Origin of the sequence: Achromobacter piechaudii NBRC 102461 (assembly GCF_001571245.1) — a bacterium.
GTDB classification, from domain to species: domain Bacteria; phylum Pseudomonadota; class Gammaproteobacteria; order Burkholderiales; family Burkholderiaceae_B; genus Achromobacter; species Achromobacter piechaudii.
In genome coordinates, this window is record NZ_BCTK01000008.1 from 301121 (window position 1) to 314686 (window position 13566).

9 protein-coding genes are annotated in these 13566 nt (G+C 64.5%); 5 read left to right on the plus strand and 4 right to left on the minus strand.

Going from position 1 to position 13566, the window contains the following annotated elements:
• Window positions 1-92: 92 nt before the first annotated feature.
• On the plus strand, window positions 93-284 hold the full coding sequence (locus tag API01S_RS21215; RefSeq protein ID WP_046806427.1) for a putative motility protein: 192 nt from the start codon (window positions 93-95) through the stop codon (window positions 282-284).
• A gap of 152 nt (window positions 285-436) precedes the next feature.
• Here the strand turns inward: API01S_RS21215 and lpdA are convergent, their stop codons facing one another.
• From lpdA to aceE, 3 genes are read right to left on the minus strand one after another with little or no spacing between them, the layout of a single operon-like run.
• Window positions 437-2221 (minus strand): dihydrolipoyl dehydrogenase, encoded by a 1785-nt coding sequence (lpdA, locus tag API01S_RS21220; RefSeq protein ID WP_050729058.1) that lies wholly within the window; start codon window positions 2219-2221, stop codon window positions 437-439.
• Window positions 2222-2233: 12 nt separating this feature from the next.
• On the minus strand, window positions 2234-3913 hold the full coding sequence (gene aceF / locus API01S_RS21225) for a dihydrolipoyllysine-residue acetyltransferase (RefSeq protein ID WP_061306067.1): 1680 nt from the start codon (window positions 3911-3913) through the stop codon (window positions 2234-2236).
• 12 nt (window positions 3914-3925) lie between these two features.
• Window positions 3926-6634 carry a pyruvate dehydrogenase (acetyl-transferring), homodimeric type gene (gene aceE / locus API01S_RS21230; RefSeq protein WP_006219005.1) on the minus strand — a complete coding sequence of 903 codons (2709 nt, stop codon included), beginning with the start codon at window positions 6632-6634 and terminating at the stop codon, window positions 3926-3928.
• Window positions 6635-7055: 421 nt separating this feature from the next.
• On the opposite strand from aceE, the gene API01S_RS21235 reads away from it, so the two are divergent.
• From API01S_RS21235 to API01S_RS21250, 4 genes are all read left to right on the plus strand, one after another.
• Complete coding sequence (locus tag API01S_RS21235) at window positions 7056-8810, plus strand: PAS domain-containing sensor histidine kinase (protein WP_006219004.1); 1755 nt, start codon at window positions 7056-7058, stop codon at window positions 8808-8810.
• Window positions 8807-9433, plus strand: a complete 627-nt coding sequence (locus API01S_RS21240; RefSeq protein ID WP_006219003.1) for a response regulator transcription factor — start codon at window positions 8807-8809, stop codon at window positions 9431-9433. Before API01S_RS21235 ends, API01S_RS21240 begins: the two co-directional genes overlap by 4 nt.
• Window positions 9430-10281 (plus strand): bifunctional methylenetetrahydrofolate dehydrogenase/methenyltetrahydrofolate cyclohydrolase FolD, encoded by an 852-nt coding sequence (gene folD / locus API01S_RS21245; protein WP_050448987.1) that lies wholly within the window; start codon window positions 9430-9432, stop codon window positions 10279-10281. The genes API01S_RS21240 and folD overlap by 4 nt, the downstream gene beginning before the upstream one ends.
• Window positions 10282-10472: 191 nt before the next feature.
• Window positions 10473-12539 carry a M3 family metallopeptidase gene (locus API01S_RS21250; protein ID WP_061306068.1) on the plus strand — a complete coding sequence of 689 codons (2067 nt, stop codon included), beginning with the start codon at window positions 10473-10475 and terminating at the stop codon, window positions 12537-12539.
• 10 nt (window positions 12540-12549) lie between these two features.
• Here the strand turns inward: API01S_RS21250 and API01S_RS21255 are convergent, their stop codons facing one another.
• Entirely contained in the window at window positions 12550-13302 is a 753-nt protein-coding gene (locus tag API01S_RS21255) for a class I SAM-dependent methyltransferase (protein ID WP_006219000.1), read from the minus strand.
• Window positions 13303-13566 lie beyond the last annotated feature (264 nt).

A 13566-nucleotide genomic window follows, 5' to 3' on the forward strand; every position in this document is an offset into this window, starting at 1 on the left:
TCGACAATCCTTTGCATCAAACTGAAAATGTACGCAATAATGCGAACACTTTGGGCTCACGCCCGGCCTACGCCGACAAGGACACAAGAACCATGGATTCCATCAATAACACCGTCAACACCGCACTGGCTTTGAAGGACGCGAACGTGGTTCAGGAAGTGCAGGCCACCGTGCTGAAGAAGGCATTGAACGCGCAAGCCGACACCGTCGCCACTCTGATGCAGTCCGTGGCCCCGATGGCGATAGACAGCACGCTGGGTTCGCGCATCAATACCCAAGCCTGACGCTGGACACGCCGCTGCCGCGCGGCGCAGAACAAAAAAAGCGCCGGTCCCTTAACAGGGCCGGCGCTTTTTGCATGGCGGGTCTGCCCGCCGCAGTCAGCGTGTGCGTGGCTGCGGCGGCACGGTGAAGGCGGCAGCGCCGCCCTCTGCCATCACTTCTTCTTCATCGGCGGCAAGTCGGTGCAGACGCCTTCGGCAACTTCCGCTGCCATCCCCACCGATTCACCCAGCGTCGGGTGCGGGTGGATGGTCTTGGCGATGTCGACGACGTCGGCGCCCATTTCCACGGCCAGGGCCAGTTCGCTGATCAGGTCGCCAGCGTGGGTGCCCACGATGCTGCCGCCCAGGATGCGATGCGTTTCGGCATCGAAAATCAGCTTGGTGAAGCCTTCGTCGCGGCCGTTGGCGATGGCGCGGCCGGAAGCCGCCCACGGGAACACGCCCTTCTCGATCTTGATGCCTTGCTTCTTGGCTTCGTCTTCGGTCAGGCCCACCCATGCCACTTCCGGATCGGTGTAGGCCACCGACGGAATGACGCGCGCGTCAAAGAACGACTTCTGGCCGGCAGCGGCTTCCGCTGCAACGTGGCCTTCGTGCACCGCCTTGTGCGCCAGCATCGGCTGGCCGACGATGTCGCCGATGGCGTAGATGTGCGGCACGTTGGTGCGCATCTGGCGATCGACCTCGATGAAGCCACGGTCGGTCACGGCGATGCCTGCCTTGTCGGCGCCGATCTTCTTGCCATTGGGGCTGCGGCCCACGGCTTGCAGAACCAGGTCGTAGCGCTGCGGTTCCTTGGGCGCGCCCTCGCCTTCGAAGGTGACGTAGATGCCGTCCTTCTTGGCTTCGGCGCCCACGGTCTTGGTCTTCAACATGATGTTGTCGAAGCGGTAGGCATTTTTCTTTTGCCAGACCTTGACCAGATCGCGGTCTGCGCCTTGCATCAGGCCATCCAGCATTTCCACGACGTCCAGGCGCGCGCCCAGCGTCGAGTACACCGTGCCCATTTCCAGGCCGATGATGCCGCCGCCGATGATGAGCATCTTCTTGGGCACTTCACGCAGCAGCAACGCGCCGGTGGAGTCCACAACGCGTTCGTCGGCGGGCATGAACGGCAGCTTCACCGACTGGCTGCCGGCGGCGATGATGGCTTGCTTGAAACGCAGCGTCTGCGTCTTGCCATCGGCCGCCTTGACGGTCAGGTGGTTCGCGTCGGCGAATTCGCCTACACCGTGCACCACCGTGACCTTGCGAGCCTTTGCCATGCCGGCCAGGCCACCGGTCAGCTTGGCGACCACGCTGTCCTTGTAGCCGCGCAGCTTGTCCAGATCGATCTTGGGCTCGCCGAAGCTGATGCCATGGGCAGCCAGCGCGCGCGCCTCGTCGATGACGGCGGCGTTGTGCAAGAGCGCCTTGGACGGAATGCAGCCCACGTTCAGGCAGACGCCGCCCAGGGTTTCATAGCGTTCGACGAGGACCACGGACAGGCCCAGGTCGGCTGCGCGGAAGGCGGCGGAATAGCCGCCAGGGCCCGCGCCCAGCACCAGCATGTCGTATTCGCCATCGGCCGAGCCCTTGAAGCTGGCGGCAGCAGGAGCCGGTGCGGCGGCCTTGGCGGCCGGCGCAGCGGCTTCCGCCTGCTTGGGAGCTTCAGCAGCCTTGGGCGCGTCCTTGGCGGCGGGCGCGGCGTCGGTCGACGCCGCTTCCACTTCCAGCACGACCGCGCCTTCCGCGACCTTGTCACCGACCTTCACGGCGATCGACTTGACCACGCCGCCTTGCGAGGCGGGGATTTCCATCGAGGCCTTGTCGGATTCCACGGTGATCAGGCTTTGTTCGGCCTTGATCGTGTCGCCCACGGCGACCAGCACTTCGATGACTTCCACTTCCTTGAAGTCGCCGATGTCCGGCACTTTGATTTGAACGGTATTGCTCATAGGGCTCCCCGTTTACAGCGCGATGCGGCGGAAGTCGGCCAGCAAGGCGCCCAGATAGGCGTTGAAGCGGGCAGCCGAGGCGCCGTCGATGACGCGGTGGTCGTAGGACAGCGACAGCGGCACGATCAGGCGCGGCACGAACTGCTTGCCGTCCCAGACGGGCTTGTGCGCGGAACGCGACACGCCCAGGATGGCCACTTCGGGCGCGTTGATGATCGGCGTGAACGAGGTGCCACCGATGCCGCCCAGCGACGAGATCGAGAAGCAGCCGCCCTGCATGTCGGCGGGCGAGATCTTGCCTTCGCGCGCCTTCTTGGACAGCTCGGTCATTTCCTGCGCGATTTGCAGGATGCCCTTCTTGTCGGCGTCGCGGATCACCGGCACCACCAGCCCGTTGGGCGTGTCGGCGGCGAAACCGATGTGGTAGTACTGCTTGAGCACCAGGTTGTCGCCGTCCAGCGAGGCGTTGAACTCGGGGAACTTCTTCAGGGCCGCAACCACGGCCTTGATCAAGAAGGCCAGCATCGTGACCTTCACGCCCGACTTCTCGTTTTCCTTGTTCAGCGTGACGCGCAGCGCTTCCAGGTCGGTGATGTCCGCTTCGTCGTTGTTGGTGACGTGCGGGATCATGACCCAGTTGCGGTGCAGGTTCGCGCCGGAAATCTTCTTGATGCGCGACAGCGGCTTGGCTTCGATCGGGCCGAACTTGGTGAAGTCGACCTTGGGCCACGGCAACAGGCCCAGCGCGGCGCCATCGGCCGAACCGCCGGCGGCAGCCGTGGCGGGACCGGCAGCCAGCGCCTGCTTGACGAAACCACGCACGTCGTCGGCGGTGATGCGTTCCTTGGGACCCGAACCCTTGACCTTGCTCAGGTTCACGCCCAGCTCGCGCGCGAACTTGCGCACCGACGGCGAGGCGTGCGGCAGTTGGCCGGGTTTGAGGTTGGGATCTTCCAGCGCGGCGGCCGGCGCGGGGCGCGAAGCAGAGGCCGGGGCTTCGGCCTTGCTTTCAGCCTTGGCTTCGGGTTTGGCTTCGGCCTGGGCCTGCGGCTTGGCGTCGGCCTGCGCAGCGGTGGGCGCGGCGCCAGCGCCGCCTTCCACCACCACCACGACCGAGCCCTTGGTGACCTTGTCGCCAACCTTGACCTTCACTTCCTTGACCACGCCGCCTTGCGAGGCCGGGATTTCCATCGAGGCCTTGTCGGACTCGACGGTGATCAGGCTTTGCTCGGCCTTGATGGTGTCGCCCACGGCAACCATGACTTCGATGACTTCCACTTCCTTGAAGTCGCCGATGTCCGGCACTTCGATCTCGACCGGGCCGCTGGCGGCAGCGGGCGCGGGCGCGGCGGCCTCAGCCTTGGCGGCGGGTGCGGCAGCAGCAGCCTGCTTGGGCGCTTCCTTGGCGGCGGCCTTGGGTTCTTCCTTGGCGGGCGCGGCGGCATCGCTGCCGGCCTCTTCCACTTCCAGAACCACGGCGCCTTCGGCGACCTTGTCGCCGACCTTCACGCTGATGGACTTCACCACGCCGCCTTGCGAGGCGGGGATTTCCATCGAGGCCTTGTCGGACTCAACCGTGATCAGGCTTTGTTCGGCCTTGATGGTGTCACCCACCGCAACCAACACCTCGATGACTTCCACTTCCTTGAAGTCGCCAATGTCGGGAACCTTGATTTGCACGATGTTGCTCATGTCTCTTTACCCTCAGGCGTATTGCGGGTTGGCTTTGTTCGGATTGATGCCGTACTTCTTGATGGCCTCGGCCACCTTCGCAACCGGCACCTTGCCTTCGTCGGCCAACGCGCGCAGCGCGGCGACCACGACGAAGTGGCGATCCACTTCGAAGTGCTCGCGCAGCTTGGAGCGGAAATCCGAGCGGCCGAAACCGTCGGTGCCCAGCACCTTGTATTCGCGGCCCTTGGGCACGAACGGGCGGATCTGGTCGGCGAACAGCTTCATGTAGTCGGTCGATGCGATGATCGGGCCTTCCGTCTTGGCCAACTGCTCGGTGACGTAAGCCACCTGCGGCTTCTTTTCGTCGGGGTGCAGCATGTTGTGGCGTTCGACGTCCAGGCCGTTGCGGCGCAGTTCGGTGAAGCTGGTGACGCTCCACAGATCCGAGGCCACGCCCCAATCGGCTTCCAGCAGTTCCTGCGCCGCCATGACTTCGCGCAGGATCGTGCCCGAGCCCATCAGCTGCACGCGGTTCTTGCCCTTGCCGTGCGACTTGAGCTTGTACATGCCCTTGATGATGCCTTCCTCGTCGCCCTGGGTCAGACCGGGCTGCGGGTAGTTTTCATTCATCACCGTCAGGTAGTAATAGACGTTTTCCTGGTCTTCCACCATGCGCTTCAAGCCATGCTGGATGATCACGGCCAGCTCATGGCCGAACGTCGGGTCATAGGACACGCAGTTCGGGATGGTCGAGGCCAGGATGTGGCTGTGGCCGTCTTCGTGCTGCAAGCCTTCGCCGTTCAGCGTCGTGCGTCCGGCGGTGCCGCCGAGCAGGAAGCCACGGGCCTGCATGTCGCCCGCTGCCCAGGCCAGATCGCCAATGCGCTGGAACCCGAACATCGAGTAGTAGATGAAGAACGGGATCATGATGCGGTTGTTCGAGGAGTACGACGTGGCCGCCGCGATCCACGAGCTCATTGCGCCCGCTTCGTTGATGCCTTCCTGCAGCAGTTGGCCGTCGGCCGACTCCTTGTAGTACATCACCTGGTCCTTATCGACCGGGGTGTACTTCTGGCCTTCCGGCGCATAGATGCCGATCTGGCGGAACAGGCCTTCCATACCGAAGGTACGCGATTCGTCGGCCAGGATCGGCACGACGCGCGGGCCCAGATCCTTGTCGCGCAGCACCTGGTTCAGGATGCGCACGAAGGCTTGGGTGGTGGAAATTTCACGGCCTTCGGCGGTGGGTTCCAGCACGGCCTTGAAGGCGTCCAGCGCGGGGGCCTTCAGCTTCTCGTCGGCCTTGGCGCGACGGCGCGGCAGATAGCCGCCCAGCGCGGCGCGGCGCTCGTGCAGGTACTTCATTTCCGGCGAATCTTCGGCCGGCTTGAAGTACGGCAGGCTTTCCAGCTGGTCGTCCGGAATCGGGATGCCGAAGCGATCGCGGAATTCGCGGATGGATTCCAGTTCCAGCTTCTTTTGCTGGTGGGTCGGGTTCTTGGCCTGGCCCACGTGGCCCATGCCGTAGCCCTTGATGGTCTTGGCCAGGATGACGGTGGGTTGGCCGGTGTGGCTGGTGGCGGCGTCGAACGCAGCGTACACCTTGTGCGGATCGTGGCCGCCACGGTTCAGGCGCCAGATGTCTTCGTCGCTCATGCGCGAGACGGCTTCCAGCAGCTTGGGGTGCTTGCCAAAGAAATGTTCACGGACGAACTTGCCGTCGTTGGCCTTGTACGCCTGGTACTCGCCGTCAACGGTGTCTTCCATGATCTGGCGCAGGATGCCTTCCTTGTCGTGCGCAAGCAGCGGATCCCAGTAACCGCCCCAGATCAGCTTGATGACGTTCCAGCCCGAACCACGGAAGTCGCCTTCCAGTTCCTGGATGATCTTGCCGTTGCCGCGCACCGGACCGTCCAGGCGTTGCAGGTTGCAGTTCACCACGAAGATCAGGTTGTCGAGCTTTTCACGCGCCGCCAGGGCGATGGCGCCCAGCGATTCCGGTTCGTCCATTTCGCCGTCGCCGCAGAACACCCAGACCTTGCGCTTGCTGGTGTCGGCGATGCCGCGGGCGTGCAGGTACTTCAGGAAGCGGGCTTGATAGATGGCCATCAGCGGGCCCAGGCCCATCGACACCGTCGGGAATTGCCAGAAATCCGGCATCAGCTTCGGGTGGGGATAGGAGGACAGGCCCTTGCCGTCCACTTCCTGGCGGAAGTGGTTCAGCTGGTCTTCGGTCAGGCGGCCTTCAAGATAGGCGCGGCCGTACATACCGGGCGAGGTGTGACCCTGGAAGTAGACCAGGTCGCCGCCGTGGTTTTCGTCTTCGGCGTGCCAGAAGTGATTCTGGCCGCAGCCGATCATGGTGGCCAGCGAGGCGAACGACGCGATGTGGCCGCCCAGGTCGCCGCCGTCCGGCGGGTTGTGCTTGTTGGCCTTGACGACCATGGCCATGGCGTTCCAGCGCACGTACGAGCGGATACGCGTTTCCAGTTCCAGGTTGCCCGGATGCGCCGGCTCCAGGCCGGGAGGAATCGTGTTGACGTAAGCGGTATTCGGCGAGAACGGGATGTGGGCGCCGGAGCGACGGGCTTCGTCGATCAGGCGTTCCAGCAGGTAGTGCGCGCGCTGCGGCCCTTCGCGATCAAGGACTGCCGCCAGGGCTTCGAGCCACTCCTGGGTTTCAAGGGTGTCTTCGTCGTTGGCAGCCTGCGGGGCGCCAGCCTGGGCGAAAGAGGACATCGTGTGTCTCCTGTTGGGGTTCGTCGTGACCACACCCGCTTGATTGTTCAACTCGCGGACTCTGCATGGTAGCCGGGATCATCCGGGCTACCATGACAGGCATGGGTCGGGGTGTTTTTCTAGAGACCTGCTTTGGGTCGGTTCCCTATCAGCCGGCATTCTAAGAAAGAAGATTAACCGGTCGCAAGCAAAATTTCATGTTGCGGTACGGCATTTCATAATGCGAAATATTGACCGCAAGCTGAATACCGTGTTCGATCCTCGCCGCTAGTGTTATTAATGGCAAAAACAGCACCCACCCGCCAGCGAGTCCCGCCCGCCGCGCTGGGAATTTTTCACCTTACGCCAAAAGCATGGCCTGATTCCCGGCATTTCCCGGCCAACACGCACTAAAATGCGCGGTCTATCTGGCCCGAATTCCATGTCCAGCGCGCCCAAGTCCAATATTCCTACGCCGTTCCACGATCACGCCCGCACCCGCCGCCGCGGCGTGTATTGGGTCACGCCCGCGATGGTGCTGATCCTGTACATCTGTGTGATGGGGGTGTTCTTCTGGCTGCAACGCATTCATGACGATAGCGTCATGTTTGTGACGATCGACCAGGAAATGCGTCAGCAACGCCTGATATGGGTGGTGCTTGCCCTGTCCTGCGTGATCGTCATCAGCCTGTTGATGCTGTGGCGCTATACGCGCTTTCGCTCCACCGCCGAAGCCGCACTGATCGCCGAAACCGGTTTTCGCCGCGCCATGGAAAACTCCATGTCCACGGGCATGCGCGTGCTGGATATGGAAGGCCGCATCGCCTACGTGAACCCGGCGTTCTGCCGCATGATCGGCTGGAACGAGGCCGACCTCATCGGCCGCAGCCCGCCCTTCCCCTATTGGGTGCCCGGCCGCCATGAACAGCACCAGCACACGCTGGACGTGCTGATGTCGGGCAAGACGCCCAGCAGCGGCCTGGAAGTCGAAGCGCAACGCCGCGATGGTTCGCGTTTCACCGCGCGCATGTACGTGTCGCCGCTGCTGGACCCGAACGGCAACCAGATCGGGTGGATGACCTCCATGACCGACATCACCGAACCCAAGCGCATCCGCGAAGCGCTGACGGCCGCGCACGAACGTTTCATGACGGTGCTGGAAGGCCTGGACGACGCCATTTCGGTCACGGCCGATACGCACGACGGGCTGGAACTGCTGTTCGCCAACCGCACCTACCGCCGCGTGTTCGGCGCGCAGACGGGCGGCCACGACGAATTGCTGGCCGGCCGCCGTGGCCGCTTCACCGACGAATCCGTGGAAGTGTTCGCCCCGTCAGTGCAGCGCTGGTTTGAAGTGCACCACCGCATGCTGGCCTGGACCGACGGTCGCCGCGTGCGCATGCAGGTGGCGCGCGACATCACCGAACGCCGTGGGCACGAGGAAGCGTCCCGCGTGCAGCAGGAAAAGATCCAGCTGACCAGCCGCCTGACCACGATGGGCGAAATGGCCTCGTCGCTGGCGCACGAACTGAACCAGCCGCTGACCGCCATCGCCAACTACAGCATGGGCGCCGTCGCCCTGGTCAAGGCCGGCCACACCAGCCCGAACATGCTCCTGCCCGCGCTGGAAAAGGCCGCTTCGCAGGCCGAGCGCGCCGGCAAGATCATCAGCCGCATCCGCGAATTCGTGAAGCGCAGCGAGCCGCGCCGCCAGCGCGTGGCCATCGGCCGCATCGTCGACAACGCCATCGGCTTTGCCGAAATCGACGCGCGCAAGCGCCGCATCCGCATCGACAGCTTCGTGCCCTCGAACGCGCCCGATGTACTGGCCGACCCGATCCTGATCGAACAGGTGCTGTTGAACCTGCTCAAGAACGGGCTGGAAGCCATGGAGAACAGCGAATCGGACGAATTGAAGGTGGCCGTGATCCTGCACGAGCAGCACATCGAAGTGGCCGTGGTCGACCGCGGCCATGGCCTGGCCGAACCCGAACGCCTGTTCGAACCCTTCTTCAGCACCAAGACCCAGGGCCTGGGCATGGGGCTGAACATCTGCCGTACCATTATCGAGTCGCACCACGGCCGCCTCTGGGCGGACCCCAACCCCGCTGGCGGGACTATTTTCCGCTTTACCCTGCCCTGCGCTGCGTCCCAGCCGCAGGCCCAGAATGATCAGTCCGAGGAGTTGCACGCATGAACACGCCCCACCTGTCGAGCACGGTATTCATTGTTGACGACGACGAAGCGGTCCGCGATTCGCTGCGCTGGCTGTTGGAAGCCAATGGCTATCGCGTTCGCGCCTATGCCAGCGGCGAATCCTTCCTGGAAGACTACGACGCCAGCCAGATCGGCGTGCTGATCGCCGACGTGCGCATGCCCGGCATGAGTGGCCTGGAACTCCAGGAGCAGCTGATCGCCCGCAACGCACCGCTGCCCATCGTATTCATCACCGGCCACGGCGACGTGCCGATGGCGGTATCCACGATGAAAAAGGGCGCGGTCGATTTCCTGGAAAAGCCCTTCAACGAATCGGACCTGCGCGAGATCGTCGCGCGCATGCTGGAGCAGGCCACGCAACGCGTGTCCAAGCACCAGGCCCAGAAGGATCACGAAGCCATGCTGGCGCGCCTGACCGCGCGCGAGCAGCAGGTGCTGGAGCGCATCGTCGCCGGCCGCTTGAACAAGCAGATCGCCGACGACCTGGGCATCAGCATCAAGACCGTCGAGGCGCACCGCGCCAACATTATGGAAAAACTGGAAGTGACTACCGTTGCTGATTTGATGAAAGTGGCCTTGGCCAAACCCGAGGCGCATGCATGACCGCAAGAATTATTGACGGCGCGGCTCTGTCGCTGCGCATTCGTGAAGAAGTCGCCCAGCGCGTCGCCGCCCTGGCGGCCAAGGGCACGCGCCCCGGCCTTGCCGTGGTGCTCGTGGGCGCGGACCCCGCCTCCCAGGTGTATGTGCGCAACAAGGTTGCCGCCTGCGAAAAAGCCGGCCTGCATTCCGTCAAGGAACAGTACCCGGCCGAGATGACCGAGGCCGAATTGCTGGCCCGCATCGCCGTCCTGAATCAGGACCCGACCATCCACGGCATCCTGGTGCAGCTGCCGCTGCCCAAGCACATGGATTCGCACAAGGTCATCGAAGCCATCGCCGCCGAGAAGGACGTGGACGGCTTCCATATCAGCAACGCCGGCCTGCTCATGACGGGCCAGCCGCTGTTCCGCCCCTGCACGCCCTACGGCGTGATGAAGATGCTGGAATCGGAAGGCGTGACGCTGCGCGGCGCTGAAGCCGTGATCGTGGGCGCCAGCAACATCGTCGGCAAGCCGATGGCCATGTTGCTGCTGCAAGCGGGCGCCACCATCACCATCTGCAATTCCAAGACGCGCGACCTGGCGGCCCAGACCCGCCGCGCAGACGTCCTGGTGGTCGCCACCGGCAAGCCCGGCATGATCGACGGTTCGATGATCAAGCCCGGCGCCGTCGTCATCGACGTGGGCATCAACCGCGGCGAAGACGGCAAGCTGTGCGGCGACGTGGACTTCGCCTCCGCCAAGGAAGTGGCCGGCGCCATCACGCCCGTGCCCGGCGGCGTGGGCCCCATGACCATCGCCATGTTGCTGGTCAACACGGTCGAAGCCGCGGAACGCGCCGCAGGCTGACGCGCTGCGGGGCCGCGCGCCCCGAGAACGGCCAACAAGGGCAATGCGCCGCTCCCGGCGGCGCGTTGCCCTTGCCGCATGCGGGCTTGACTGCCCCTTGCTTTCGGGGGGATCGTCCCTATCTGATCCCTATGTCTTTCGCGGCGTCGCTGTCCTGGCCCGCCCCCGCCCCAACACACCCCGGTAACACCATGACCCAGAACCCCCTGCTTGCCCCCGTTTCCGATCTGGTCGACTACGCGGCCGTCAAGCCCGAGCACATCGTGCCGGCCGTGGAAGAACTGCTGGGCATCGCCCGCAAGGCGGTCGACCACGCCGCCGACGCCGCGCTGGCGCCCACCTGGGAAGCCGTGGTGGAACCGCTGGACACCGCCTCCGAACGCCTGTGGCGCGCATGGTCGGTCGCCGGGCACCTGAACGCCGTCGTCAACACGCCCGAATTGCGCGAAGCCTACAACGCCGCGCTGCCGCTCATCACCGAATTTTCCACCTGGGTCGGGTTGCACGAAGGTCTGTACCAGCAGTACCAGCGCCTGGCCGCCGCCCCCGACTTTGCCTCGTGGTCGCCCGTGCGCCGCCGCATCGTCGAGATGGCGCTGCGCGACTTCCGCTTGAGCGGCGTCGAACTGCAAGGCGCCGACCGCGAGCGCTATGCCCAGATCTCCGACCGCGAAGCGCAGGCATCGCAGAAGTTTTCCGAAAACGTGCTGGACGCCATCGATGCCTGGTCCTTGCTGGTGGACGATGAAGCGCGCCTTGCCGGCATCCCCGCCGACGTGCTGTCCGCCGCCCGCGCCGCCGCCGAAGAAGACGGCAAGGCAGGCTGGAAGCTGACGCTGAAAATGCCCTGCTACCTGCCCGTCATGCAGTACGCGCAAGACCGTTCGCTGCGCGAAGCGCTGTACCGGGGCTACGGCACCGTCGCCTCGGAACAGGGCGACGCCAAGTTCGACAACTCCGGGCTCATCGAAGAACTGCTGTCGCTGCGCGCCGAAGAATCCGGCCTGCTCGGCCTGGGCACTTACGCCTCGCTGCGCTTGCAGACCCGCATGGCCCGCGACGCCAGCGAAGTCACCGTCTTCCTGCGTGACCTGGCCGCCCGCGCCAAGCCCTTCGCGCAGCGCGACCTGGCTGAACTCACCGCCTACGCCACGGGCGAATTGGGCCTGACCGAGCTGCAACCCTGGGACGTTGCCTACGCTTCCGAGCGCCTGCGCGAATCGCGCTACGCCTATTCCGAAGACGAAGTGAAGCAGTACTTCACCGAACCGCGCGTGCTGGCGGGCCTGTTCGACGTCATCGAAAAGCTGTTCGACGTGCGCCTGACCGAAACCCCTGTTTCCACCTGGCACAGCGATGCGCGCGGCGTACGCGTCGAGCGCCCGGACGGCGGCTTGATCGGCTACCTCTACCTGGACCTGTACGCCCGCTCGGGCAAGCAAAGCGGCGCCTGGGTCGATAGCGAACGCGCCCGCCGCGTCGTCGCCGGCCACGTGCAGACGCCGGTGGTCTACCTGACCTGCAACTTCTCGCGCCCCAATGGCGATCGCGCCGCCGTGCTCACGCATGACGACGTCATCACCCTGTTCCATGAAACCGGCCATGCGCTGCACGCGCTGCTGTCCGAAGTGGACGAGCCTGGCGCGGCCGCGTTTGCCAGCGTCGAGTGGGACGCCATCGAATTGCCGTCGCAGTTCATGGAGAACTTCTGCTGGGAATGGGCGGTGGTGCAAAAGCTGTCGGCGCATGTGGACACCGGCGAACCGCTGCCGCGCGCGCTCTACGACCGCCTGGTCGCCGCGCGCAATTTCCAGAGCGGCATGCAGGCCGTGCGCCAGATCGAATTCGCGCTGTTCGACATGCTGATGCACGACCGCGCCAAGGGTGCGTCCATCACCGAAGTGCTAGCGCTGTTGCAGGAAGTGCGCCAGGAAGTGGCCGTGCTGTTCCCGCCGTCGTGGCACCGCCTGCCGCACGCGTTCTCGCATCTGTTCGCGGGCGGATACGGCGCGGGCTACTACAGCTACAAGTGGGCGGAAGTGTTGTCCGCCGACGCGTATGAAGCCTTCGAGGAAGCCGCCGCCAAACAGCCGGACAACGCGCTGGGCACGCTGGATGCCGAAACCGGCGCGCGTTTCCGCCGCGAAGTGCTGGCGGTGGGTGGTTCGCGGCCGGCGGCGGAATCGTTTGCCGCCTTCCGTGGCCGCGCGCCCCGCATCGACGCCCTGCTGCGCCATAGCGGCATGAGCGGCAACTGACTGCGCGGTTTTATGTCTGCGACGCCGCCGGTTCGTCCGGCCGGCGCGCCGACACCACCAGCCAGCGGCCATGCACTGACTGATCCGACCCGGCCTGCTTCCAGAAGCGCAGCACGTCGCCGTTTTCAGCGCGTTTGACCCTGCGCCGGTAATACAGGCGCGACGGCACGGCCAGCAGCCGTTCGATCAGCCGCTTGGGCTTGGGCTCTTCGACCTCGTGCAGCGTAATGTCCGTAAAGCCGTAGTGCGACAGCAGCAGGTGCAGTTGCGGAAAGCTGAACGGGAAATAGGTGATGTAGTCTTCGCCGCGCTGCCGGCCCACCATGGGGCGAAAGCCCGAATGAAACCCCCGCATCAGGAACTGCCAGCGTGAGCGCAGATACCAGGTGTTGGGTGTGGTGATGATCAGGGTTCCGCCCGGCCGCAGCGCGCGGTAAAGACTTTCCGCCAGCACGCCGGGGTTGGTCATCAGATGGATGGCTTCGCAGCACACGGCCGCGTCATAGGCGCCATCGACATTTAACGGTGTGTCCAGGTCGTGCTCGGTGACCGACCCGTAGCCCGCCTGCGCCGGGGGGAATTCCCACAGGCCCACGCCGTCCACGGCGATTTTGCGGGTGCTGGTGGCCGACAGCATGTCGCCAAGCCAGCCGGTGCCGCAGGGCGCGTCCAGAACGCGGTCCGCATGGCGGCTGCGCAGCACCTCGACCACTACCGGGTAATACGGGAACAACGGATAACGAATTGCCGTGCCTGATGCCATATCCAATTTCAGGACCTTCCTGTAGCTGCATTGCTGACCAGGTCCTGAATATAGACCGCGCGCCCGGCCGTGGGAATGCCTTTGCGACATCTTCAACAAACTCCCCACAAAGCTTCACAAATCGGTCCAGGCAGTCCTCCGCATCGCGCCGCCCGGCCCAATGTTTGCGCCAGGACAAGAAGCCGGCATGCCTCCTGCGCCAGCCTGGCGCCCCCGTGCAGGTAGAATCAATGGGTTTGACCGGGTCTATTCCTGGACGCATTT

Excerpts from the sequence above, each read along its gene's own strand:
- folD (WP_050448987.1), top strand. The coding sequence starts at position 9,430 with ATGACCGCAAGAATTATTGACGGCGCGGCTCTGTCGCTGCGCATTCGT.
- API01S_RS21215 (WP_046806427.1), top strand. The coding sequence starts at position 93 with ATGGATTCCATCAATAACACCGTCAACACCGCACTGGCTTTGAAGGAC.
- API01S_RS21235 (WP_006219004.1), top strand. The coding sequence starts at position 7,056 with ATGTCCAGCGCGCCCAAGTCCAATATTCCTACGCCGTTCCACGATCAC.
- aceF (WP_061306067.1), bottom strand. The coding sequence starts at position 3,913 with ATGAGCAACATCGTGCAAATCAAGGTTCCCGACATTGGCGACTTCAAG.
- aceE (WP_006219005.1), bottom strand. The coding sequence starts at position 6,634 with ATGTCCTCTTTCGCCCAGGCTGGCGCCCCGCAGGCTGCCAACGACGAA.
- API01S_RS21255 (WP_006219000.1), bottom strand. The coding sequence starts at position 13,302 with ATGGCATCAGGCACGGCAATTCGTTATCCGTTGTTCCCGTATTACCCG.
- API01S_RS21240 (WP_006219003.1), top strand. The coding sequence starts at position 8,807 with ATGAACACGCCCCACCTGTCGAGCACGGTATTCATTGTTGACGACGAC.
- lpdA (WP_050729058.1), bottom strand. The coding sequence starts at position 2,221 with ATGAGCAATACCGTTCAAATCAAAGTGCCGGACATCGGCGACTTCAAG.
- API01S_RS21250 (WP_061306068.1), top strand. The coding sequence starts at position 10,473 with ATGACCCAGAACCCCCTGCTTGCCCCCGTTTCCGATCTGGTCGACTAC.